This window comes from Streptomyces longisporoflavus, assembly GCF_014649775.1.
Taxonomy (GTDB): Bacteria; Actinomycetota; Actinomycetes; order Streptomycetales; family Streptomycetaceae; genus Streptomyces; species Streptomyces longisporoflavus.
The window spans coordinates 86,725-108,440 of record NZ_BMTR01000002.1 but is presented as its reverse complement, the minus strand read 5'-3'; the positions used below and the strand labels follow the sequence as shown (position 1 = coordinate 108,440).

Annotated in this window: 25 protein-coding genes; 11 read left to right on the top strand and 14 right to left on the bottom strand. The window is 69.4% G+C overall.

The window, feature by feature from the left end:
• The first annotated feature begins 346 nt into the window (after positions 1 to 346).
• From IE226_RS44825 to IE226_RS04525, 5 genes are all read left to right on the top strand, one after another.
• A complete protein-coding gene (locus IE226_RS44825; RefSeq protein ID WP_268251275.1) occupies positions 347 to 472 on the top strand; it encodes a hypothetical protein in 126 nt (41 codons plus the stop codon).
• Between the two features lie 144 nt (positions 473 to 616).
• Positions 617 to 1,882: an ABC transporter substrate-binding protein gene (locus tag IE226_RS04540; protein WP_190079683.1), complete on the top strand. Its 1,266-nt coding sequence runs from the start codon at positions 617 to 619 to the stop codon at positions 1,880 to 1,882.
• A 10-nt stretch (positions 1,883 to 1,892) separates the two neighbouring features.
• Positions 1,893 to 2,852 carry a carbohydrate ABC transporter permease gene (locus tag IE226_RS04535; protein ID WP_190079682.1) on the top strand — a complete coding sequence of 320 codons (960 nt, stop codon included), beginning with the start codon at positions 1,893 to 1,895 and terminating at the stop codon, positions 2,850 to 2,852.
• A 5-nt stretch (positions 2,853 to 2,857) separates the two neighbouring features.
• The gene (locus IE226_RS04530) at positions 2,858 to 3,730 is read left to right on the top strand and encodes a carbohydrate ABC transporter permease (protein WP_373306873.1); all 873 of its coding nucleotides are present in this window, start codon (positions 2,858 to 2,860) and stop codon (positions 3,728 to 3,730) included.
• A gap of 7 nt (positions 3,731 to 3,737) precedes the next feature.
• Positions 3,738 to 5,117 carry a GH1 family beta-glucosidase gene (locus tag IE226_RS04525; protein ID WP_190079680.1) on the top strand — a complete coding sequence of 460 codons (1,380 nt, stop codon included), beginning with the start codon at positions 3,738 to 3,740 and terminating at the stop codon, positions 5,115 to 5,117.
• A gap of 28 nt (positions 5,118 to 5,145) precedes the next feature.
• Here the strand turns inward: IE226_RS04525 and IE226_RS04520 are convergent, their stop codons facing one another.
• The 3 genes from IE226_RS04520 to IE226_RS04510 all read right to left on the bottom strand — a co-directional run bounded on the left by IE226_RS04520 (position 5,146) and on the right by IE226_RS04510 (position 7,548).
• The gene (locus tag IE226_RS04520) at positions 5,146 to 6,045 is read right to left on the bottom strand and encodes an amidohydrolase family protein (protein WP_190079679.1); all 900 of its coding nucleotides are present in this window, start codon (positions 6,043 to 6,045) and stop codon (positions 5,146 to 5,148) included.
• A gap of 147 nt (positions 6,046 to 6,192) precedes the next feature.
• Positions 6,193 to 6,390 carry a hypothetical protein gene (locus tag IE226_RS04515; RefSeq protein WP_190079678.1) on the bottom strand — a complete coding sequence of 66 codons (198 nt, stop codon included), beginning with the start codon at positions 6,388 to 6,390 and terminating at the stop codon, positions 6,193 to 6,195.
• A gap of 132 nt (positions 6,391 to 6,522) precedes the next feature.
• Positions 6,523 to 7,548, bottom strand: coding sequence for a DNA topoisomerase IB (locus tag IE226_RS04510; protein WP_229870491.1), 1,026 nt, complete (start codon positions 7,546 to 7,548; stop codon positions 6,523 to 6,525).
• Between the two features lie 155 nt (positions 7,549 to 7,703).
• Here IE226_RS04510 and IE226_RS04505 point away from each other — a divergent pair, with 155 nt between their 5' ends.
• Entirely contained in the window at positions 7,704 to 8,078 is a 375-nt protein-coding gene (locus IE226_RS04505; RefSeq protein ID WP_190079676.1) for a VOC family protein, read from the top strand.
• Positions 8,079 to 8,204: 126 nt separating this feature from the next.
• Here the strand turns inward: IE226_RS04505 and IE226_RS04500 are convergent, their stop codons facing one another.
• From IE226_RS04500 to IE226_RS04475, 6 genes are all read right to left on the bottom strand, one after another.
• Positions 8,205 to 8,564, bottom strand: a complete 360-nt coding sequence (locus tag IE226_RS04500) for a DUF6479 family protein (protein WP_190079675.1) — start codon at positions 8,562 to 8,564, stop codon at positions 8,205 to 8,207.
• Between the two features lie 243 nt (positions 8,565 to 8,807).
• Positions 8,808 to 9,233, bottom strand: coding sequence for an ATP-binding protein (locus IE226_RS04495; RefSeq protein WP_229870490.1), 426 nt, complete (start codon positions 9,231 to 9,233; stop codon positions 8,808 to 8,810).
• A gap of 508 nt (positions 9,234 to 9,741) precedes the next feature.
• Positions 9,742 to 10,137, bottom strand: a complete 396-nt coding sequence (locus tag IE226_RS04490) for a response regulator (RefSeq protein ID WP_229870488.1) — start codon at positions 10,135 to 10,137, stop codon at positions 9,742 to 9,744.
• Positions 10,134 to 11,234 (bottom strand): PAS domain-containing sensor histidine kinase, encoded by a 1,101-nt coding sequence (locus IE226_RS04485; protein WP_229870486.1) that lies wholly within the window; start codon positions 11,232 to 11,234, stop codon positions 10,134 to 10,136. The genes IE226_RS04490 and IE226_RS04485 overlap by 4 nt, the downstream gene beginning before the upstream one ends.
• On the bottom strand, positions 11,231 to 11,887 hold the full coding sequence (locus tag IE226_RS04480) for a response regulator transcription factor (protein WP_190079673.1): 657 nt from the start codon (positions 11,885 to 11,887) through the stop codon (positions 11,231 to 11,233). Before IE226_RS04480 ends, IE226_RS04485 begins: the two co-directional genes overlap by 4 nt.
• Positions 11,888 to 11,919: 32 nt before the next feature.
• Positions 11,920 to 12,345, bottom strand: a complete 426-nt coding sequence (locus tag IE226_RS04475; RefSeq protein ID WP_190079672.1) for an STAS domain-containing protein — start codon at positions 12,343 to 12,345, stop codon at positions 11,920 to 11,922.
• 417 nt (positions 12,346 to 12,762) lie between these two features.
• On the opposite strand from IE226_RS04475, the gene IE226_RS04470 reads away from it, so the two are divergent.
• Together IE226_RS04470 and IE226_RS04465 are read left to right on the top strand one after the other, a co-directional pair.
• Positions 12,763 to 14,016 (top strand): lipase family protein, encoded by a 1,254-nt coding sequence (locus IE226_RS04470; protein WP_190079671.1) that lies wholly within the window; start codon positions 12,763 to 12,765, stop codon positions 14,014 to 14,016.
• A gap of 395 nt (positions 14,017 to 14,411) precedes the next feature.
• Complete coding sequence (locus tag IE226_RS04465; protein ID WP_229870485.1) at positions 14,412 to 15,884, top strand: MFS transporter; 1,473 nt, start codon at positions 14,412 to 14,414, stop codon at positions 15,882 to 15,884.
• Between the two features lie 45 nt (positions 15,885 to 15,929).
• On the opposite strand, the gene IE226_RS04460 is transcribed toward IE226_RS04465, so the two are convergent.
• A complete protein-coding gene (locus IE226_RS04460) occupies positions 15,930 to 16,598 on the bottom strand; it encodes an HSP18 transcriptional regulator (RefSeq protein WP_190079670.1) in 669 nt (222 codons plus the stop codon).
• Between the two features lie 129 nt (positions 16,599 to 16,727).
• Between IE226_RS04460 and IE226_RS04455 the strand changes: the two genes are divergently transcribed.
• Entirely contained in the window at positions 16,728 to 17,162 is a 435-nt protein-coding gene (locus IE226_RS04455) for an Hsp20/alpha crystallin family protein (protein WP_190079669.1), read from the top strand.
• Between the two features lie 226 nt (positions 17,163 to 17,388).
• Positions 17,389 to 17,832 (top strand): DUF2267 domain-containing protein, encoded by a 444-nt coding sequence (locus IE226_RS04450; protein WP_190079668.1) that lies wholly within the window; start codon positions 17,389 to 17,391, stop codon positions 17,830 to 17,832.
• A gap of 10 nt (positions 17,833 to 17,842) precedes the next feature.
• On the opposite strand, the gene IE226_RS04445 is transcribed toward IE226_RS04450, so the two are convergent.
• Complete coding sequence (locus IE226_RS04445; RefSeq protein ID WP_190079667.1) at positions 17,843 to 18,283, bottom strand: VOC family protein; 441 nt, start codon at positions 18,281 to 18,283, stop codon at positions 17,843 to 17,845.
• The gene (locus IE226_RS04440) at positions 18,280 to 19,155 is read right to left on the bottom strand and encodes a sigma-70 family RNA polymerase sigma factor (protein WP_190079666.1); all 876 of its coding nucleotides are present in this window, start codon (positions 19,153 to 19,155) and stop codon (positions 18,280 to 18,282) included. Before IE226_RS04440 ends, IE226_RS04445 begins: the two co-directional genes overlap by 4 nt.
• Positions 19,156 to 19,280: 125 nt before the next feature.
• On the opposite strand from IE226_RS04440, the gene IE226_RS04435 reads away from it, so the two are divergent.
• Positions 19,281 to 19,694 carry a VOC family protein gene (locus IE226_RS04435; RefSeq protein ID WP_190079665.1) on the top strand — a complete coding sequence of 138 codons (414 nt, stop codon included), beginning with the start codon at positions 19,281 to 19,283 and terminating at the stop codon, positions 19,692 to 19,694.
• Between the two features lie 208 nt (positions 19,695 to 19,902).
• On the opposite strand, the gene IE226_RS04430 is transcribed toward IE226_RS04435, so the two are convergent.
• Positions 19,903 to 20,997 carry a nuclear transport factor 2 family protein gene (locus tag IE226_RS04430; RefSeq protein ID WP_190079664.1) on the bottom strand — a complete coding sequence of 365 codons (1,095 nt, stop codon included), beginning with the start codon at positions 20,995 to 20,997 and terminating at the stop codon, positions 19,903 to 19,905.
• A gap of 115 nt (positions 20,998 to 21,112) precedes the next feature.
• A complete protein-coding gene (locus IE226_RS04425; RefSeq protein ID WP_190079663.1) occupies positions 21,113 to 21,706 on the bottom strand; it encodes a TetR/AcrR family transcriptional regulator in 594 nt (197 codons plus the stop codon).
• Positions 21,707 to 21,716: the final 10 nt, after the last annotated feature.

Below are 21,716 nucleotides of genomic sequence, written 5' to 3'. Positions count from 1 at the left end.
GGTCGCGGGAGCGGGGGAGGGCTCTTCGGGGGCTGGGGGCAGCCGGTGCCGCCGGTCGGGCGGGAGGGGACGGGAGGGAAGGGGCCGGGGGTCGTGGTGGCGGGCTGTCCCAGCCGACAACGGTGCGGCGCGGTGGGCGCCACGGAGCCCCTGGACCGGCGTGCGATCTTGCGGGAGAGGTAGCTGCGGTCACCATTTGATCCCACGGGAAACAAAAGGGCAAGGGCGATTTCGGGTGCTGTCGCGGAAGCGCTTCGATTGCCGACTGCGGCCTGTGACAACGCTTTTGCTCGGCGTGAACTTCAGTCCGAGGTCTAGCGTCGAAGCGCTTGATGACGTATTAGTCATGGCAGAAAACAAACTCGCAGCAAAGGGCCGCACCATGTTCGACCGCTTCACTGCCACCCCCGAACCCGCCCCCGTCGCACCCGTACACGGGCCCGCCGTGGAGCACCTGTCGGGCGTGCGCTGACCCGCGCACACGCACCGCACACCGCGCACCCTGCGATCGAGTCCCCGCGGCGACGGCCGGAGCCGTGGCGGGATCTGCGAACACCCCGGCGGGCCAAGGGCGTTGCGCCGGGCCGGCCACCTCTCCCAGGCAAGGGCAACCACCGTGACAGCAGCACACACACCGGACGGGGCGCTCCTCGGGCGCCGCGGTGCCGGCCGGCGGGCGACGGTCCCGCTCACTGTCGTCTTCGCACTCGTGGCCACCGCGGCACTCGCCGGCTGCGGCCAGCAACGCGACGACGACGTGTACACCGTCCTCAACTCGTCGACCGACGACTCGTATCACAGCTGGGACGCCGCCACCCTGGCCCGTTGCAGCAAGCAGCTCGGCATCACCATCGAGCAGCAGAGCGTGCCGGCCGCGCAGGTGATGACGAAGTCCCTGCGCATGGCGTCCTCGAAGTCACTGCCGGACGTCATCCAGTTCGACGCCTCCGAAATGCCGACGTTCGCCGAGGCCGGCGGCCTCACCGACCTGCGCACCCTGGGCCTGTCCACCCGGGACATCCCGCAGGGCATCGTCGACTTCGGCTCCTACAAGGGCACGTACTACGGGGCGGCGCGCACGGTGAACACCCTGGCCCTCTTCTACAACAAGGACATCCTGAAGAAGGCCGGTCTTGACGTGCCCACCACGTGGGACGAGATGCGCCGGACCGCCAAGGAGCTCACCAGAGCGAGGCAGTACGGCATCGCCCTGAGCGCGGGCGGCGCGGAGGACGGCGTCTTCCAGTTCACACCGTTCATGTGGTCCAACGGCGGTGACGAGTCGAACCTCGGGAGCAAACAGGTCGCCGAGGCGCTCGACTACTGGAAGGGCCTGATCAAGGACGGTTCGCTGTCCAAGTCGACGGTCAACTGGACGCAGGCCGACGTCAACGACCAGTTCATGGCGGGCAACGCGGCAATGATGATCAACGGTCCGTGGCAGGTCGAGACGCTCAACACCAAGAAGAGCCTGGACTGGGGCATCGCCCGGATACCCGTCCCCGAGACCGGTGACAAGTCGGTCGGCCCGCTGGGCGGCGCCATCCTGACGGTGCCCAACACCGGTGACACGCGGCGCGAGAAGACCGCCGCGAAGATCATCCGGTGCATGTCCAGCGAGAAGGAGCAGATCTCCTACGCACGCAACAGCTGGATGGTCCCGGCCAACGAGAAGGCCGCCGACCTCTGGCGCAAGGAAGTGCCCGAACTCGACGCCCTGGCCGACCAGGTGGCCACCGCGCGCTCGCGCACCGCCAAGGTCGGCGCGCGCTGGTCGTCCGTGTCGCTCGCCCTGCAGAGCGCCTTCCAGTCAGCCCTCACCGGGCAGTCCAGCGAGGCCGCGCTCCAGCGCGCCCAGCAGCGCGCCACGAGCGGGAACTGAGGTTACGAACATGTCGGCCACCACAGCCTCCGCCACCGCGCCGGACACCCGGCAGCCCGCCCCCGCCGTCAAGAAGCCCGACCCGGCACGCGCCCGGCGCCGCCGCAGACTCTCCCAGTGGGGCTTCATCGCCCCCGCGGTCGTCTTCATGGTGCTGTTCTTCGGCTACCCGCTCGTGCGCAACGTCCTGATGAGCTTCCAGGACTACTCGCCCTCCACGTTCTTCGACGGCAAGGCCCCCTTCAACGGCACCGACAACTGGAGCAAGGTCTTCCAGGACGACCTGTTCGGCAAGGCGCTGTGGCACACCATCGCCTTCACCGTCGGCTCCCTGATCGGCCAGTTCGGCATCGGCCTCGCCCTCGCGGTCTTCTTCACCAAGAAGTTCCCCCTCAACGGCATCCTGCGCTCCCTGATCCTGCTGCCCTGGCTCGTGCCGATGGTCGTCTCCGGCATCGTGTGGCGTCGCATCCTGGACCAGGACACCGGCGTCCTGAACACCTTCCTTGACACCCTCGGCATGGACGGGGCCACCCCCTGGCTGACCAGCCCCGGCATGGCTCTGTTCTCCGTGATCCTGGTGAACATCTGGATCGGCATCCCCTTCAACATGGTGATCCTCTACGGCGGCCTCCAGGAGATCCCCAAGGAGCTGTACGAGGCCGCGTCCCTGGACGGCGCGTCCGCCTGGCGCACCTTCCGCTCGATCACGCTGCCGCTGCTCAAGCCGGTCATCACGGTCGTGCTGGTCCTCGGCTTCATGTCGACGGTAAAGATCCTCGACCTGATCCTGGCCCTGACCGACGGCGGCCCGGCCGACGCCACCCAGACCCTGGGCACCCTGACCTACCAGAACTCCTTCGTGCAGCTGGACTTCGGCGCGGGCGCCGTCGTCGGCAACGTCCTGATCCTGATCTCCGCCGTATTCGCGGTGTTCTACCTGCGGGCCAACCGCTCCGAGGGGAAGTGACCGCCATGTCGACCACCACCGCCGCCCCGGCACCCGCGACTCCGGCACCCGCCGGCCCGCGCCCTGCCACCCCGGCCAAGCGCCGCTGGGGCGCCACCGTCGCCGGCGTCCTGATCCTGTGCGTGATGCTTTTCCCGCTCTACTGGATGCTCAACACGGCCCTGCAACCCGAATCCGGCCTGCTCGAAGTCGCGCCCGTGCCCCACGAGGTGGACCTGTCCGGCTTCACCTCCGCCATCCGCGAGCAGGGCGGCCACCTGCTGACCTCGCTCGCCGTCGCGTTCGGCGCCGTCGTCATCTGCCTGGCGATAGCCGCGCCCGCCGCCTACGGGCTCGCCCAGTTCAAGCTCCGCGGCACCCGCACCATCGTCTTCGGCACCCTCATCACCCAGATGGTGCCGGGCATCGTCATCGCCAACGCGCTCTACAGCGCCTACGTCGATCTCGGCCTGGTCAACTCCTACTTCGGCCTCATGCTCGCCGACGCCTCACTGGGCATCCCCTTCGCCATCGTCCTCATGCGCTCCTTCATGGTGGCCATCCCCACCGAGGTCATCGAGGCGGCCGAGGTCGACGGCGCCGGCAGGCTGCGCACCTTCGTGCAGGTCGTGCTCCCGATGAGCCGCAACTGCCTGATCACCGCAGGCCTGTTCTCCTTCCTGTACGCGTGGAGCGACTTCATGTTCGCGCTCACGCTGAACACCACCGACGACGTCAAGCCGGTCACCCTCGGCATCTACCAGTACATCGGCGCGCACGTCGGCGACTGGGGCTCCGTCATGGCCGCATCCGTCCTGTCCGCGATCCCGGCCGCGGTGCTGCTCGTTCTCGCCCAGAAATACATCGCAGCCGGCATCACCGGCGGATCCGTCAAGTAAGGCCATCATGAGCGACCTGCCCCACTTCCCACCCGGCTTCGTCTTCGGCGCGGCCACCGCCTCGTACCAGATCGAGGGCGCCGTACACGAGGACGGCCGCGGCCCCTCCATCTGGGACACCTACAGCCACACCCCGGGCCGCGTCGACGGCGGCCACACCGGCGACGTGGCCTGCGACCACTACCACCGCTACCCCGAGGACGTGGCCCTCCTGCGCGACCTGGGCGTCGACTCCTACCGCTTCTCCATCGCCTGGCCCCGCATCCAGCCCACCGGATCAGGACCCGCCAACCCCAAGGGCCTGGACTTCTACTCGCGGCTCGTCGACGAACTCCTCGAAGCCGGCATCGAACCGGCCGCCACCCTCTACCACTGGGACCTGCCCCAAGCCCTGGAAGACGAGGGCGGCTGGCGCGTGCGCGAGACCGCCGAACGCTTCGGCGAGTACGCCGAGATCGTCGCCGGGCACCTCGCCGACCGCGTACCCCGCTGGATCACCCTCAACGAGCCGTGGTGCAGCGCGTTCCTGGGCTACTCCGTCGGCCGCCACGCGCCCGGCGCCAGGGAGGGCACCCCGGCCCTGGCCGCCGCGCACCACCTGCTCGTCGGCCACGGCCTGGCGATGCGGGCGCTGCGCGCGGCGGGCGTGCGGGAGGCCGGCATCACCCTCAACCTCGACCGCAACGTCCCCGCCACCGACACACCCGCCGACCGCGCCGCCGTGCTGCGCGCCGACACCCAGCACAACCTGGTGTGGACGGAGCCGCTCCTCGCCGGCCGCTACCCGGCGAGCGAACAGGACACCTGGGGCGAGCTGATCACCCGGCAGGACTTCCGCCGCGACGGCGACCTCGACCTCATCAGTCAGCCGCTGGACTTCCTCGGAGTCAACTACTACCGGCCGATCATGGTCGCCGACGCGCACTACCGCGAGCCCGACCCCGCCCGACGCGTCGCCACGGACAACCGCTACCAGGAGACCGGCTACCCCGACGTACGGCGCACGGCAATGAACTGGCCCGTGGTGCCCGAGTCCTTCACCGACCTGCTGACAGCCCTGAAGGACACCTACGGCGATGCCCTGCCGCCGATCCACATCACCGAGAACGGCACGGCCGAGCACGACGTGGTCGCCCCGGACGGCGCCGTCCACGACCAGGACCGCACCGCCTACCTGCACAGTCACCTGAGCGCTCTGCGGGCCGCCATGGACGCGGGCGTCGACGTGCGCGGCTACTACCTCTGGTCACTTCTCGACAACTTCGAGTGGGCGCTGGGCTACGCCAAGCGGTTCGGGATCGTACGCGTCGACTACGACAGCCAGCAGCGCATCCCCAAGGACAGCTACCACTGGTACCGGCAACTGATCGCGGCACACCGGGACTGACGGCGGACTGACGGACTGCCACCGCCCCTCAGAGGCTGAACAGGTCCGCCGCGTTGTCGTGGCACACGGCACGCAGCCACGCCGGCCCGAGACCCAGCCGTTCCAGGACCTGGAGCTGGTGCAGGTAGGGATAAGGGATATTCGGGAAGTCGGTCCCGAGCAGAATGCGCTCCCCGAGGTCGGCGAGGCGGGGCAGAGCCCGGCGGGGAAAGGGCATGAAGTCTTCGCTGAAGTCGGTGAACGCCATCGTGGTGTCCAGGCGTACCTGGTCGTACCGTTCGGCGAGGTCGAGGAACTCCTCGTACTCCGGCATGCCCATGTGCGCGACGATGAGGCGCAGTTTCGGGTGGCGTGCCAGCACCCTGGCGATGGGTTCGGTGCCGGTGTGCTTGCCGGGCGCCGGCCCGGAGCCGCAGTGCATCACCACGGGGACGCCGGCCTCGGCCAGCAGTCCCCACGTCTGTCGCAGCCGTTCGTCAGCAGGGTCGTACGCTCCCACCTGCACATGAGCTTTGAACACGCGGGCGCCGGCTTCGAGGGCCCGGCGGACGTAGGTCTCCACGCCGGGTTCGGGGTAGAGGGTGGCGGTGTGCAAGCAGTCGGGGGCGCGGCGGGCGAAGTCGGCAGCCCAGTCGTTCAGCCACCTGGCCATGCCGGGCTTGTGCGGGTAGAGCATGGAGGTGAAGGCCCGCACGCCGAACCCCCGCAGCAGTGCTATGCGCTCGGCCTCCTCCTTGCGGTAGGTGATCGGCCACTCCAGACCGCCCGTCAGGGGCCCGTTGGCGTCGAAGTAGTCCCAGACCTTGTGCAGGACACGCTCGGGCATGAAATGGGTGTGGACGTCGATCAGACCGGGCAGACCGAGCCCGGACCAGAAACGGCGGACCTCACCGGCTTCTTCGCTCACGACCGCGTGCGGGGAACTCACCTGGCACTACCTCCTCGAACGAACGCGACTGCTGCCGGGCCGGGGCACGGCCCGTCACCGACAACTATCAGAGTCGCTGAAGGAGGTGTTCGCGTTCGGGGAGGAGGACGAGGCGGTCAGCCGCGGGGGCGGATGCCGGCGAGGCCGCTATCGGCCGAGGTCGGTGTCGGGATGGGCCGGCTTCTGCAGCCCCCAGTACTCGCCCGAGCAGCCCGAAGGCAGGGGCGGGAAGCGGTGGGTCTTCACGTCCGTGCTCCAGTGGTGCTCTCCGCCGCAGTCACATTCGTAGATCCCGCTGGCGGGCACGATCTCTCCGGGGTGCCATGTCTCTTTCTCCTCGCTCATTTTTCCTTTCTACGACAGCCCTGCGCACTCCGCGACCGGGCGCCCTGCGGCAAGGCCTCGACGGAACAGGGCGGGCGCGGGCGGTGGCTGTTGTGCGCCGGCGAGGGCACGCTTTGCGCTACGTGCGTGCTCTCACGCCAGCAGCCGCAGTACCGCCTCCTCGATGGGGCCCTGGGTCGCCGGGTGGCCGTAGGTGGCGCCGTCGCCGAGGCGGTCCAGGTCTTCGGCGATCGTACGGCCCTCGCCGAAGAGTTCGATGACCCGGGGATTGATGTACGAGGCCCGGCAGACCGCGGGGGTGTTGCCGAGGTACTCGCTGACCTCGCGGGTCGCCCGGGTGACGGCGCGTTTGCGTGCGGCCTTCGATTCGTCGGCGACCGGTGCCGACACCGCGAGGGCGACCGCCGCCAGGACGGTGGCGTGCCAGACCCGGAAGTCCTTCGCCGTGATGTCCATGCCCGCAAGGGCACGGAGGTAGTCGTTGAGCTCGGCGGCGTGCAGTTCGTGCCAGCTGCCGCTCTGCCAGTAGGCGAACAATCGCGGGTCTGCGCCGCCCCGCCGCAGCAGGGCACGCAGAACCTTGCAGGCAGGCGGATCGACGAGCGTCCGGTTCTGTGTCTTGGAGTACTTCGCCGGGTAGGCGAGGCAGACCTCGCCGCGCCGACAGGAGACATGCTCCCGCAGGAGGGTGGTCAGCCCGTAGGTGCCGTTGTCCCGCCGGTATGTCTCGTTGCCGATACGGAAGAAGCCGAGGTCGAGCATGCGGGTGGCGCAGGCGAGGACGCGTTCGCGGCTGAGGCCGCGGCGGCCGAGGTCTTCCGTCACGTGCGCGCGCACCTCGGGCAGGGCGGCGGCGACCTCCAGGACGTGCCCGTGCTTGGCCGTCTCCTGCCGCTCACGAAAGTGCGGGTGATACAGGTACTGGCGCCGTCCCGCCTTGTCGGTGCCGACGGCCTGCAGGTGTCCGTTGGGCCAGGGACAGATCCAGACGTCCTGCCAGGCCGGCGGGATGACGAGCTCGCGCAGGCGCTGCTTCTGAGCCGGGTCCGTGATGGGGCGGCCGGAGGCATCCGTATAGCGAAAACCTCGTCCCGAACGGACGCGGCTGATTCCGGGTCCGTCGACATCACTCGTCCGCAGCCGCCGCTTCTCACGCATGTTCCAGGAGTGCCCCGAAAGCGCGGCGGCAGACCACGGCATGAGGCGTTCGGCGGAGCCAGGCGATGACGAGTGACTGTCCCTCGGGGGAGAGGGGTACGACGACTACCGTACGGAGTGACACGAAAGTGGCCCAAGAGAGAAGAGTGTCGGAAGTGATTCGAAAGCTGCAGGCGGTCGCACTGGACTGCGCCGATCCGGTACGGCTTGCGCGGTTCTACGCCGATCTGCTCGGCGGCCGGGTCGTCGAGGACCCCGGGGATTCCGACTGGATCGAGGTCCACGGGTTCGAGGGGACGCCGCTGGCCTGCCAGCGGGTCGACGGCTACCGCCCGCCCGAGTGGCCCGGCCAGCAGCACCCGCAGCAACTGCACCTGGACTTCGACGTGGACGACCTCGACGGGGAGGAGAAGCGGGCGCTCAGTCTCGGCGCCACGGTGCTTGAGCGCACCGACCAACTCAACCCGGAGGCCAACTGGCGGATCTACGCGGACCCGGCCGGTCACCCGTTCTGCTTCTGCCTGCACTGAGCCGAGCAGGCCCGGGCCATCATCCCGGCTGCCTGCCTGCCTGCCTGCGGGCGGCGCCGAGAGGCGCCGCCCGATGTGCCGGACCCGTGCGAGCCCGCGCTCCCGCCCCTCCGGGAGGCTTGCCGGTCAGCCGAGGCCGCCGCTGCCGAAGCTGCCGCCGCCCGGCTTCTTGTGGTCTTCCGGGTCCTGCGAAGGGCTGCGGTGCGTGCTCGGGGAGCCGTACCCGTCTCCGAGTTCGGTCGGCGTCAGTCGACTGCCGTCGCGAGGGACTTCGTTCGGCTCCCGAAACTCCTGAATTTCCTTTACCGGGCCGCCCTCGGGCATGTGCGGCTGCTCTTCGGGCGTCGGCGGTGCGGGTTCACGCGAACGAACTCGACGCCCCCAGAAAAAGGCGGCCAGAAGAACCCCGACCACGACCAGGCCGACGATCCACATGAGCAACGCCGTGCCGGACGATGCGGCCATTTCCCACTGCATGGATTTCATACAAGTGTTGTACCCGGCCTCCCCGACTCCTACCAGCCGAATCCATTACAGGGAGCGGCTGTATCCGGTCGCGTGGAAGCTTCCTGCCTTCCTGTCTTCCCGCCTTCCGGCCTTTCCGCTCCCGGTCCGGGTGGAATTCGTGCCGAACGCTTCTTCCGCGGTGACAGCAGCGGGGCGCTCCGGGCGGGGTCGGCCATAGGCCCCGGCCGCATGCCCTGCGCGCGACCCGCCGGCTACCGGCGATCAGGCCCGGGGCCCGGCCGGATCATCGGACAGCCCGAGAGTCGCGGTGATGCGCTTACCGGCCGGTTCCCGGTGCACCTGGAAGTTCCGGCACACCGCCTTCACGACCTCCAGACCGTGCTGTCCGATGCGGCTCGGATCCTGCGCCGAAAGGGCCGGAAGGTCGGTGTTGCCGTCCTGCACGGTGATATCGATGGTGCCGTCCCCCACCACGAGGGTGAGCAGGTACGGCCCGGGCGCGTACTTGCGGGCGTTGGTCACCAGTTCGCTGACCACCAGCTCTGCCGTGTTCACGGCCGACGGGGACACGGGAAGCCCGTGCACGGATCGTACGTCTGCCAGGAAGTCGCGGGCCAGATGCCGCGCGGTCGCGATGCCCTGGCCTGCCTCGAACAGCCGGGAAACCGACAGGGGTGCCGTCGGCACCGACGGTCGTCCGTCATCGCTCGCTGTCCGGCCCATACAGTCCGCCTTGCTTCCCTGGCAGCCCGGCTTCACACGGGCCGACTACCCCCGAAACCCTGCCCGACGCCGCAATGATGCCGCAATGGGGGCCAGCCGTGGCAGGGCGACCCGCCACGGACCCATGTTATAAGCCGCCCAAGTGCCGACGGAAGGAGTCCAATTGCAGGCAGTATAGGGGCGCGGACTTCCCGCTCCCTGCTTCCCCCATGGTCTGTTCACCTCGCCGGCTGGTCGTGTGCGGTGCCCGCAAGCGCGCGATGCCCGGCAAGTCGGGATCAGGGGCGGGCGAGAAGTGCAGATCATGCCTCGGCTTTGCGATCTGGGCCAGGACCGAGGGGGCAAAGAGTAGTAGAGCAGGGAGTGGGGGAGTACGGAGCGAATGCGCCGCACTCCCGCCCCGCTCCAAGCAATAGAGGTGCGCGAGGCAAGACTCCGTGAGGGGCCGCACCGTATCGGTCTGAGCCGGTCCTCACCGGGTCGCTGCCGCCCGGCGCAGTGCCGCGAAAAGCTCCCGATTGCTGGCGCCTTTAAGTACGTACTCAAAAACGCCGGCGTTCTTCATCTGCTCTATGGAGCCCTTGTCGTCATAGGCGGAAAACGCCACGATCCGGCTGCCCGGTGAACATTGTGCGATCTCCCTGGCAACGCTGGGTCCGCCACCGGGGAAGCGGACATCCAGGACCACGAGATCCGGTTGCCGCCGGTATGCGAGTCGCAGCGCTTGCTCGCCATTGCACGCGGTGCCCACGACCTCCAGATCGGGTTGTGCCTGCACGACCTCGCTCAGGACTTCCAGGAGCATGGCGTTGTCGTCGCACAGGAGCACGCTGAGCGGGGGACCAGGTCGGCCGGCCGTCGCGGTCACGGCGCGTCCTTCGCCGGTTCAGGTGTCGTTGCCGGGACGGGACGCGGGTTCGGCAGCCAGAACTCGACTGTCGTGCCCGTTCCGGGCCGGCTGTGCATGGACCACCAGCCGCCTGCCGTTTCGGCTCGCTCCCGCATCTCGATGACCCCGAAGTGATCGCGGGCACCGTCCTGGGGCATCGGTTCGCCGGTTCCGTCGTCCACGACACGCGTCACGATGCCTCCGTCGGCCGAGGCGACACGGACGTCGACCCTGCTTCCACGTGCGTGCTTGTGCACGTTCAGCAGAGCTTCTTGGGCGATACGGAAGATGGTGATGGCTGTCTCGGGCGAGGGTTCACGGTCCAGTTGGTGCTCGAATGTGTAAGCCATCCCCCAGGAGGAACCCACGACATCGGCCAAGTGGCTGGCCAGTCCTTCGATCAGGCCGTGCCGGTCGATGCCGGGCGGATGCAGCCGGAAGGTCAGACTGCGGAGGCGGTCGATGGCCTCGCGCACCGATGCGTCAAGGCGGTGCAGTTCCGCGGTGTACGACTCGGGCACGCGGTCCGCCAGCAATTCCAGCCGCATCGCGACAGCGACCATGGCCTGGATGGAGTCGTCGTGGACATCCCACGCGATGCGGCGTCGTTCCGTCTCCTGCGCCTGGACCAAGTGATCGAACAACCGCCGCCGCTCGCTGAGGGCGTGCTGAGCTGCCCGCCGTTCGGACATGTCGCGGGTGACCTTGCCGAATCCGCGCAGCACTCCTTTCTCGTCCCACAGGGCGGTGATGACCACGTTCGCCCAGAACCGGGATCCGTCCTTGCGGACGCGCCAGCCCTCGTCCTCTAGTCGGCCTTCGGCCACGGCGGTCTCGAGCTCCCACTGCGGCTTGCCGGAAGCCTGGTCCTCAGGCGGGTAGAAGACAGAGAAGTGCTGTCCGACGATGTCCTCGGCCCGGTATCCCTTGATCCGCTCCGCGCCGGCGTTCCAGCTGATGATGTGGCCCTGGGGGTCGAGCATGAAGATGCCATAGTCGAGCACTCCCTGAACCAGCAGGGTGAAGGCCGCTTCCGACATCGGTGCCGCTTGTTTGCGCGTCGACTCCTGCGTCACGTGAGGAGTCCTTCACGTCGCGCGATCGTCACGGCTTCCAGTTGCGAACGTGCTCCCAGCTTTTCCAGCACCCGCTGTACGTGGTTGCGCCCTGTGTTGAGAGCGATTCCCAGCTGATCGCTGATCTCCGTGGTGGTGCGTCCCTGCCCCAGTAGTTGCAGAGCCTGCCGTTCTCGCGGAGTCAGGTTCGCGCCGAGGCCGGGCGCCCTGCCGGTCAGCTGTCCCAGTACGTCGCCCAGCAGGTCCGGGCTGAACACCAGCTCGCCCGCTGCCACTTGACGAACGGCGTCCTCCAGTTCGCGCAGTCCGCGGGCTTTGAGGATCAGGCCGGCACCGCCTGCCTCCGCGACGCGTGCCTCCACCGCCCCGTTCCCTTCGCCCGCCAGGACCAGTACGCGTACGTCCGGCAGGAGTGCCAGCAGATCGGAGATGACAGTGATCCCGTCACCGTCCGGCAGACGTCTGTCCATCAGTACGACATCAGGCTCGTATCGCTTCGCGTCCGCCAATGCCGACGCCACTGACATCGCGTGCCCCACGATCTGGAGGTCGGGTGAGCGCTCCAGGGCGAGGCGTATGGCCTCGGCCACCATGTCGTGGTCCTCCACCAACAGGACTCTGATGGGGCGGCTGTGCGGGGAGGATGCAGGCATCGATGCTTCCTTGCAGGTGGCAGACCGCACGATCATGTCAGAAGGTCCCGGACCCGCGACGTGGCGGTGGCCGCGGCCGTATCGCGGCGAGTTGCGGCCGTTTCTGTTCCGCGGTGAGCCGACCCCGCGCTCGCGGGCGTCTGCCTCCCGGTGAAGACGCTGTCGGCCCCGATCAGGGAGAGCAGCCGCGCCACCGGCGTTCCGAGACCCTCGACGAGAAAATCCGCGCCTGCTTCCAGAGCGGTGATCCGTGCCGTGAGGAGGGTGCTCAGGCCCGCGCAGTCGCAGAAGGAGATACCGGTCAGATCGAGGCAGAGACTCGTCGGCCGCGTCGCCAGGCAACTCGCCACCGCGTCCCGGACTCGGCGGGAGGTGTCCATGTCGAGTTCACCGGCCAGGGTTACCCGGGCGATGCCCGAATGAACGACGGTATCCGCCGTGAAGGGGTAGACGATCACAGCGTCCCGCACCTCCCCGGGCCGGGATGCGCCGCCCACCGGCTCAGCGCGGTCCCCTGCGTCCTTCCAGCGGTGAGGCCCCTCGTTGTCAGCTGCTGCATCACTACCTCATAGTGCGAGAGCATCAGTCGAGTTCTAGTGAATCTGCACTATGGGCGGAAGTCAACACGCGTCTACGGAAGTTGACGGCGGCGGGCAGCGGGTGACGGGTGGCGGGCGACTGGCCGCCGGCGAGAGCGGCAGCGCGACTCCCGGGGCGCCGGGCACCGGCCCCCGGCCCGCCCGGCCGCCGACGCCGCTGCGGTCGCTGCACGCCTATGGCTGTATTACTGACGGGTCAGTACGGTGCTTTCCAACCCCCCTTGCCCACAGGAGAGTTGGGAGAGCCGCATGATGTCAGCCTCACGCAGACGATCGATGGCCGCTGGTACCGTCCTCGCGGTGGCGGTACTCGGGCTCCCCGGGTCCGCCACGGCGCAGGGCGCGCACGCTCCGTCCGGCGCTTCGGACACGACCGGCTCGGCCCCCTCCGCCGTGCCGGCCGCCGAAAAGGCCAAGCACGCGGGCAAGAAAAAGGCCAAGCACCCGGGCAAGAAGAAGACACCCGGCCGGATCCTCGACTCGAAGGCCTCCTCGTTCCAGTACACGCCGGGCGTTCCGACCTCCACCAAGGCTTGGAAGATCACTTACCGTTCGACGTCCGCCAATGGACGGCCCAACGCGGTCTCCGGCACCGTGATCGTCCCTGACGACGGCAAGGCCACCCCACGCCCGCTGATCACGTACGCCGTCGGCACGGTCGGTCTCGGCGACAAGTGCGCGCCCTCCGCCGGGTTCCCGGACGGTACGACGGCCGAGGCCCCGCTCGTCAACGCCGCGCTGGCGCGGGGCTACGCCGTCGTCGTCACCGACTACGAGGGTCTCGGCACCCCGGGCGACCACACCTACATGGTCGCGAAGGCGCAGGGCAGCGCCGTGCTCGACGCGGCGCGTGCCGCCCAGCGGCACCCGGAGGCGGCGAAGTACGGCGTCAGCGCGAGTGCGCCGGTCGGGATCATGGGCTATTCGCAGGGCGGCGCGGCGAGCGCGAAGGCCGCCGAGATGGCGTCGGCCTACGCTCCCGAGCTGAAAATCAAGGGAACGGCCAGCGGCGGCGTTCCGGCCGATCTCACCAAGGTCGCCGACTCGCTGGAGGGCGGGAACAGTGCCGGATACCTGCTGATGTCCGCCGTCGGTCAGAACGCGGCCCGCCCGTCCCTCGCCCTCGGCAAATACCTCAACGACGAAGGCCGCAAGCTCGCCGCGGTAGTACGAAGCGAGTGCGTCGGTACGGCTCTGGAGGCCGGGCGCGGCAAGGCGATCGAGGACGTCACGACGTCCGACCCGCTGAAGCGGCCGGAGTGGCAGCGGGCCATCGGCGAGCACCTGATCGGGACCAAGCGCCCGTCGGCCCCCACATTCGTGTACCACGGGGACGCGGACGAGACGATCCCCTACGCGGTCGGGCAGAAGCTGCGGGCCGACTGGTGCGCCAAGGGCAACGCCGTGCAGTGGACGTCCTTCGCCGGGCAGTCCCACGTGGGCACGGCGATCCAGGGCAACGGCCCGGCACTCGAGTGGCTCGGCCAGCGCTTCGCCGGCCAACCCGCGTCCGGCAACTGCGGCACCTGAGCCGAACGGCCCCCGATCGTCTCTCCGTCACCCTTGCGAACACGGTGACGGAGAGACCCGTGTCGCGAGGGTGACGGCTTCAGAGGCCACCTTTGCCGGGCAGGGACAGGATGAGGGGGCAGGCTCCGATCGCGCCCGGCTCCCCTGGACACGAGCGGGCCCGCCTCAACCGCGGGCGTCGACCATGCGGGAATCCGTCGGCGCCCGCAGCTGCCGACCGGGCGTCCGGGCCCGGGACCCGCTCGGGCAGTGACAGTACGTGTCCGCCCCCCCATGCCGCTCGTGATGGCGTCCGTGATGCAGACGTCGATGACCATCATGCGGACGTGTGTACGGACGATTTCCGGCCGATGCGACGATTCGCCGGTACGTCCGCACCACCCCGGAAGGCGCTCGTGAGCTCCACCTCCCCCTTGTCCGGCAGCACGGCCCCGGCGACCACGTCGGGCACGGTACTGATCCGCTCCGCGGCGGATGTGTCCGATCTCGTCAACTCGGGCACAGCCCGCGGCCGTCACGCGAAAATGATCGTGGTCATCGCCCTCGGCGGCATCTTCCTCGACGCCTACGACCTCAGCTCGCTGGCCTACGGCCTGCCCGACATCACGGAACAGTTCGGGCTCAGCTCCGCCATGGCCGGCACGGTCACCGCCTCGATCAGCGTGGGTTCCCTCGTCGGCGCTCTCGTCGGCGGCTGGCTGGTGGACCGGATCGGACGCTACCGGGTCTTCATGGCCAACATGCTCTTCTTCGTCGTCACCGCGCTGGTGTGCGCGCTGGCCCAGGACGTGTGGACGCTGATCGTCGCGCGTTTCGTGATGGGCATCGGCGTCGGCATGGACATCCCGGTCGCGATCGCCTTCCTCGCCGAGTTCTCCCGGCTGCGCGGCAAGGGCAGCAAGGGCTCGCGCACGGCTGCCTGGTCGCCCGCCTGGTACAGCGCGACCAGCGGCTGCTACCTGGTGATCATGCTGTTGTACTTCCTGCTGCCCGACGCCCAGCTGGGCTGGCTGTGGCGCTTCACCGTCGGCTTCGGCGCCATTCCCGCGCTGCTGGTCCTGCTCCTGCGCAAGCGCTATATGAACGAGTCCCCGACCTGGGCCGCCGACCAGGGCGACCTGGAAGGCGCGGCGAAGATCCTCCGCCAGTCCTACGGTGTGGACGCGCGCGTCGCCGATGATGTGCCCGCGCGGGCGCCCCGCCCGCCCCGGCCCGGGCTCGCCGCCTACGCCCGGCTCTTCACCCCGCCCTACCGCACGCGCACCATCCAGTCGGTGACGGTCGGTCTGGCGGAGACGTTCGGCTACAACGCGGTCGCGTTCGGCCTGCCGATCATCATCGCGACGTTGATGACCCAGGGTCCGCTGACCACGATCGCCTCCTCCTTCGCCCTGAACCTCCTCTTCGCCCTGACCGGCGGCCTGCTCGGCATCCGCTGGGCCTCGACCCGCGGCGCCTGGCCGATGATGACGCTGGGCTTCGCGATCCAGTTCGCCGCCATCACGGTGCTCGGCCTGATCGGGGAGCCGAGCGGGACGGCCGTGGTGACGGCCGGCATCCTGATGCTCGGCGCGTTCATGTTCGCCCAGGGCTTCGGCCCCGGCGCGCACATCATGAGCTACGCCTCGCTGGGTTTTCCCACCTCGATGCGCGGCGTCAGCATCGGCTTCAACCAGGCGGTGCTGCGCCTGGGTTCGACGCTGACGTTGTTCTTCTTCCCCATCCTCAGCAGCGGCCTGGGCACCGGGGTGTACTGGGTCATCCTCGCCGCCCCCGTACTGGGGCTGACCGCACTGCTGGTGAAGCGCTGGGAGCCGGTCGGTTTCGACGCGGATGCGGAGGAACGGGCCCGGCTGTCACGTTCCTGAAGGCCCGGCGAGCAGGGTGAAAGGTCGCTCTGCCCGGCCAGGCGGTCAGGTGCTGCGCTGGTCGTGGGCGTCCTGACGGATCTGTTCGGTATGGCGGGTCAGGGCGTCGATGCGTTCGGCGAGTTCGGAGTCCTCGGGGCGCAGGTGCGCACGGGTGTCGGCCAGGGGGCGGACAAGGCTGGCCGCGTCGTTGCCGGCCAGGGCCTCGTTCAGGTCGCCGACGGCCGACTGGGCGCTGGTGGGGAGGCCGGTGAGCGAGGTGACCTGGCCGGCGAGGCGGCGCAGGTCGGCTGCGTTGTCCCGGGCCCAGGTGGTGACGCTGCGGTCGGCGGCGCGTGAGTCGCGGGTGGCCTGGACGCGCTGTTCGCCGGTGCTGCCGGCCGTGCCGGGGCGCAGGCGCAGGTAGCGGCGTTCGGCGGCCTGGCGGCTTGCGACCCCGAGAGGGCCCGCGAGGTCGGCCCAGCTCGCTCCCTGGCCGCGGGCGGTTTCGATCAGGCCGCTCTCCCAGCCGGCGAGCTGCTCGCGGACCTCGCGGAGCATCAGGAGCGCGGCCAGGGCGGGGTGCGGGCCCGAGTCGCCTGCCGGGGCGGTCGTGGCGGTGGGTAGGTCGGCCGGTGATCGCTGTGCGTCTTTCACCACCAGGTCGATGGTCTCCAGTGCGGCGGCGGCGGCGAGGAAGGGAACCTGCGCACTCGGTTCGGAGGCTTCGGGCATGGCACTCTCCGTCAGTCTGTCGTCCTTTCGATGACATCTTGGTTGTCATCGTTCCGATGACATGCTACAACAGAGGCACGTTGAAGCGCATTGGCAGTTTCTGCCCGAACCAACTGGAGGTGTTTCGCGATGTTGATGCGCACCGACCCGTTCCGCGAGATGGACCGGATCTTTCAGCAGCTCTCGGGTACGACCGGGACTTGGTCGAAGCCGTCGGTGATGCCGATGGACGCCTACCGCGACGGCGATGTGTACGTGCTGGCTTTCGATCTCCCCGGCGTCAAGCCCGACGCGATCGACATCGACGTCGAGCGGAACATGCTGACCGTCAAGGCGGAGCGCCGACCGGCCGCCAAGGGCGACACCGTGCAGATGGAGCTCTCCGAGCGGCCCCTCGGTGTCTTCTCCCGCCAGGTCGTGCTGGCCGACACTCTCGACACCGAGCGCATCGAAGCTCACTGCGACGCGGGCGTTCTGACCCTGCGCATCCCGATCGCCGAGCGCGCCAAGCCCCGCAAGATCAGCATCAGCGGCGACGCCGACCACAAGCAGATCGCCGGCTGAACACGCCTCGCTACGACGGCGGAGGGCGGGGGGTCGACGCCTCATCGGCCCCCGTCCTCCCGCGCCGCCCGCCAGGCCCCCTGCACCACCAGGCCTTCCCGTGCCACCAGGCCTTCCCGTGCCCCAGGCCCTCCCGCGCCGCCAAGCCCTCCCGCGCCGCCGGGCCTTGCCGGGCGCGCCTGCCATCCCATCCCCGACCTTCGACGAGAAAGGCAACCGTTCCACCATGTACGACCAGCTTCGAGCGCACCCGTCCCATGCGGCCATGACGTTCGACCAGATGTTGGAACGGGTGCGCTACGAGGGTGCCTACCCCACCCGCGAACGTGCCGCGGAAGCCGTCCACACCGTCCTCGCCGCACTCGGCCGCCAGGTCACCGGCGACGAACGCGTCGACCTCGCCCAGAGCCTGCCTCTCGAGGCTGCCCTGAGCCTCACCGCCCAGATCCCCGATGTCGAACACCCCACCGGCTGGGGCTTCGTCAAGGACTTGGCCTCGCGTACCGGAGTGACTCCCGCCCTCGCGCGCTGGGACACCGGCGCCGTACTCACCGTCGTCGCACGCCTCGCCGGACCCGACCTCATCTCCCGCATCCTGCGCCAACTCCCCGGCGGCTACGCCCTCCTCTTCGGCCAGGCCGAACTGCGCCAAGCCGAGCCCGCTGCCTGAGGCTCGGTCACTACCGTCCCGGCGCTCCCGGACGAAGCCGTTGAGTGAAGCGCAGCATGTTGCCGGAGGGGTCGAGGAAGACGCAGTCGCGGACGCCGTCGGCCCGGTTGATCGGTTCCTGCATCACCTCGGCGCCCGTGGCCTCGATGCGCTCGAAGACCGCGTCGCAATCGCTGGTCGCGAAGACGAGACGGTTCAGGAGCCCCCGGGCCATCAGGCTCTCGATCGCCTGCCGGTCGGACGGCAAGAGGGCCGGGTCCGCGTCCGGTGTTTCGAGGACGATCCGTACGACCGGCTGCGCGGGTGATCGGACGGCGACGCGCCGTACCCCCTGACGTACGGCATCGTCGTGGACCTCGAAGCCGAGCGCGTCACGGTAGAAGTCAGCCGCCGCGTCGAGGTCGTGGACGGCCAGAGCGCAGGCGGCGAGTTCGAGCTCCGTGCCGGTCACCGCAGGTCCTTGTCCCGGGCGGACAGGAAGACGACGTCCAGAGCGCTGAGTCGGTCCGGGTCGGTGTCGACGGCGATGCGGGTGATCTTGTCGTCTCGGACCGTGAAGGTGAACAGGGCCTTCGGACGGCCGCGTTGCGACCAGACGGCTGCCGGGGTGCCGTCGACCAGGGCGAGCCGGGCCGCCTGAGCCCGGCCCGCGAAGAACGCCGCCACTTCGTTGGCGCCGCGCAACTGTATGGCCACGGCGTCCGGATCGAGCAGTTCGAGCAGAGCGGTGAAGTCCGCGCTGCGGGCCGCGGCGAGAAAGGCCTCGACGATCTCCCGCTTCTGGGACCGCGCGGCATCCGAGGCGTCGGCCGCTCCGCGTATCCGGTTCCGGGCCCGGCTGGCGAGTTGCCGGGCAGCTGCCGGGGAGCGGTCGATGATGGCGCCGATCTCGGCGAACGACAGCGCGAAGATGTCGTGCAGGACGAACGCGAGCCGCTCGGCGGGGGTCAGCGTGTCAAGGACCACCATCAGTGCGATACCGACCGAGTCGGCCAGCAGTGTCTGGTCCTCCGGACCGGCCGCCTGGCCACTGGGCTGGGCGGGCATGTGCGGCGCGGTCGGCTCGGGCGGCAGCGTACCGGTCGGGTCCTCGCGCCGGGCTTTGCGTGCCTCGAGCATGTTCAGGCAGACGCGGGCCACGATGGTGGTCAGCCATCCGGCCGGGTTTTCCACCTGGCCGGTGTCGGCGCGACTCACCCGCAGCCATGCTTCCTGTACCGCGTCCTCGGCGTCGCTGGGGGAGCCGAGCATCCGGTAGGCCACCGCGTGCAAGCGGCTCTTGTGCTCGGCGAACCGTGCGCTCAGCCAGTCCTGTTCCACCATCTGTCACATTCCTTCGTCCGGTCCTGTCATTACCTATGACCGGCGATCCCACGCAGTTGTGACAGCCGTGCCGGCCCCCGCGCGGGGCTCTGCGCACGTACACCTGAAATACAGGGAGACATGGCATGAAAGCGCACGTCAGCTCCATCCTCCTCGGAGTCCGCGACATGGACAGGGCCAAGCAGTTCTATACCGAGGGGCTCGGCTGGAAGATCAAGAACGATTACGGCATCTCGGTGTTCTTCGAGTCGGACGGCGCCTCGCCCGTCGGCTTCTACGGACGCGAGGGTCTGGCCGAGCAGGTGGGCTCGGGCCCGGCGGGCAGCGGCTTCAGCGGGCTGGTGCTGACCTACGTCGTGCGCAGCGAGGCGCGGGTCGACGAGGTCATGGCGGAGGCCCAGAAGGCCGGTGCCAAGGTCCTCAAGCCGGCCGGCGCCCTGCCGTGGGGCGGGTACGGCGGCACGTTCGCCGACCCGGACGGCTACATCTGGAGCCTGGGCTACAGCGACCGGGGGACCGACCAGCCCTATGCGGAGTAGCCGCGGGTCTCGTTGACCCGCCGCCGGCCGGGGCGGCCGGGGCACCGCGCCCCGGCCGCGCTGGGACGGCCGGGGCGCGGTGCCACGCCCGGGCTTGGGGGCCGGAGACGCGCAGGCGGCGCATCGGAAAGATCCTCGCCGCGTTGCGCGGCTGAACCGCCGTCAACGACGGAGCCCGGGTCCATGCGCCGGCCGGACCGGGTCCGGGTCAGTAGCCGATGGCCTCTCGCAGAAGCAGCACGGTGCCGCGCCCCGGGCGGGGTTCGGCGTTGAGTATGAGCAGACGGTTGACGGCGCTCGGCACCCCGTACACCGTCCGGGAGCGGGCGTCCTCCAGCGGGAGGGCGTGTTCCTCGACGCGGCGCAGGGCTGTGCTCAGGTCGGGCACCACCTTCTGCGCGCCGACGACCCAGATCGCGTGGGCGGCGCCGCCCGCGTTGGCGGGGAGTTGGCTGCCGCTGCCCGAGGCGAGTACGAGCGAGCCGGTCTCGGTGACCGCGGCGACGCTGTTGACGACGAAGTCGGGGCATGCGGCCAGTCTTCGGATCTCGTCGGCGCCGGTGGCGCGGTCGATGGCCAGGATGCGTGGCCTGACGGCGTCGTACCGGCCGCCGGCGTTGATGTCCTCGTCGATGCCGGACAGCCGGAGCGTCTCGCTGGCTCCGGTGAGCACGCCGGCACCCTCGTGGATCAGCTCTTTGACGCGGGTGCGCGCTTGTGCGGCGTCGTCGAGGATCTCGGCGGCGAAGCCGTTCGACCGCAGCGCGTCGGCTGCCCGCTCGAGCCGTTCGGCCGTCGCGGCCCGGGTGAATGGCTCCGCCGGGGCGGCCGTTGCGTTTGCGGCGCCGGTCTGTGGCCCATGTGCCGACCGGGGTGCCGTGCCCGGAAGGGGGGAGGAGTCGAGGTACCTGACCTCGTAGACCCGCTCGGCGAACTTCCAGCCCTCGTCGGTGCGTTGGTAACGGTCGTGGTAGATGGCGTAGTTCAGGCCCTGGCGTCCGTCGAGGGTCCGCACGAGTTCCTGGATGTAGGCGCGGCCGCTCGCCCTGTCGGCGTCGATCTGGATCGTGCCGGGATGTGTGGTCTGTACGAAGAAGTCCAACCGGCTCTGCAACTGCTCGGCACCTGCCAGGATCGCCCCGCGGCCGGTCAGCTCGACAGGGACGTCGGGCATGCGCAGAACGCCGTCCGGTGTGAACAGCGACGCCAGGCGGGGCCGGTCGCGCATCATCGCCGCGTCAGTGAACTCGCCGCGCAGTGCCTCGATCTCGACGCGGTCCGCGATGGCCTGGAAGTCGTTCATCAAAGTCCCCTTTGTTGTCGTCCTCACCAGTACGACAACGCAGCCCTGCGAAATGTGAGGTGGCGCGGCGGCCTCGCCTTCCGAGGTGCCGAGCCGTTCGCGTCGACTGCCGCGGTCACCGGCTCCGCGGCGGTCTGCCGTACGTGGCGTCGAGCACCAGGGCGAGCAGCCGGTCGGGCTGTTCCGCGTCGTGGCCGCGGGCTGTTGACAGGGCGATCCCGACGACCAGTTGGACCAGGTCGTCGGCGGCCAGGTCGGTGCGCGCGGTGCCCTGCCGCTGGGCGCGGGAAAGAAGGCCGGCTGCCGCGTCCATGATCAGCCGGTGACAGTCGAGCCCGAGCGGGACCGGCTCTTCGACCAGCAACGCGCTTCCCAGCCCTTGGTTGATCCTGGCGTGGGCGAGGAAGGCGCGCAGCCATTGGGTCAGCGCTTCGTCGGCGGATTCCGAGGAGGCCAGTGTCCCGGCCAGCGCGTACAGCGTCTCGATCCGGTCTGTGAGGACCGCGGCCAGCAGGGCGGAGCGGTTGGGGAAGTGACGGTACAGAGTCCCCGGGCCGACGCCGGCCCGGCGGGCGATCTCGTTGAGGGACGCCTCCGGGCCGGCCTCGGCGAACACTTCTCGCGCGGTGGCGAGGAGGCGTTCCCGGTTGAGCCGCGCATCGGTGCGCCGGGGTCGTCGCGTGGGGTCCTGTCCCTGTGCGGTCGGCATCGTCGCGCCT

Coding starts and splice junctions, on each gene's coding strand:
- IE226_RS44825 (WP_268251275.1), top strand. CDS start 347: ATGGCAGAAAACAAACTCGCAGCAAAGGGCCGCACCATGTTCGACCGC.
- IE226_RS04535 (WP_190079682.1), top strand. CDS start 1,893: ATGTCGGCCACCACAGCCTCCGCCACCGCGCCGGACACCCGGCAGCCC.
- IE226_RS04530 (WP_373306873.1), top strand. CDS start 2,858: ATGTCGACCACCACCGCCGCCCCGGCACCCGCGACTCCGGCACCCGCC.
- IE226_RS04525 (WP_190079680.1), top strand. CDS start 3,738: ATGAGCGACCTGCCCCACTTCCCACCCGGCTTCGTCTTCGGCGCGGCC.
- IE226_RS04515 (WP_190079678.1), bottom strand. CDS start 6,390: ATGAGCGAGGAGAAAGAGACATGGCACCCCGGAGAGATCGTGCCCGCC.
- IE226_RS04510 (WP_229870491.1), bottom strand. CDS start 7,548: ATGCGTGAGAAGCGGCGGCTGCGGACGAGTGATGTCGACGGACCCGGA.
- IE226_RS04500 (WP_190079675.1), bottom strand. CDS start 8,564: ATGAAATCCATGCAGTGGGAAATGGCCGCATCGTCCGGCACGGCGTTG.
- IE226_RS04480 (WP_190079673.1), bottom strand. CDS start 11,887: ATGCCTGCATCCTCCCCGCACAGCCGCCCCATCAGAGTCCTGTTGGTG.
- IE226_RS04470 (WP_190079671.1), top strand. CDS start 12,763: ATGGCCGCTGGTACCGTCCTCGCGGTGGCGGTACTCGGGCTCCCCGGG.
- IE226_RS04460 (WP_190079670.1), bottom strand. CDS start 16,598: ATGCCCGAAGCCTCCGAACCGAGTGCGCAGGTTCCCTTCCTCGCCGCC.
- IE226_RS04455 (WP_190079669.1), top strand. CDS start 16,728: ATGTTGATGCGCACCGACCCGTTCCGCGAGATGGACCGGATCTTTCAG.
- IE226_RS04450 (WP_190079668.1), top strand. CDS start 17,389: ATGTACGACCAGCTTCGAGCGCACCCGTCCCATGCGGCCATGACGTTC.
- IE226_RS04440 (WP_190079666.1), bottom strand. CDS start 19,155: ATGGTGGAACAGGACTGGCTGAGCGCACGGTTCGCCGAGCACAAGAGC.
- IE226_RS04435 (WP_190079665.1), top strand. CDS start 19,281: ATGAAAGCGCACGTCAGCTCCATCCTCCTCGGAGTCCGCGACATGGAC.
- IE226_RS04430 (WP_190079664.1), bottom strand. CDS start 20,997: ATGAACGACTTCCAGGCCATCGCGGACCGCGTCGAGATCGAGGCACTG.
- IE226_RS04425 (WP_190079663.1), bottom strand. CDS start 21,706: ATGCCGACCGCACAGGGACAGGACCCCACGCGACGACCCCGGCGCACC.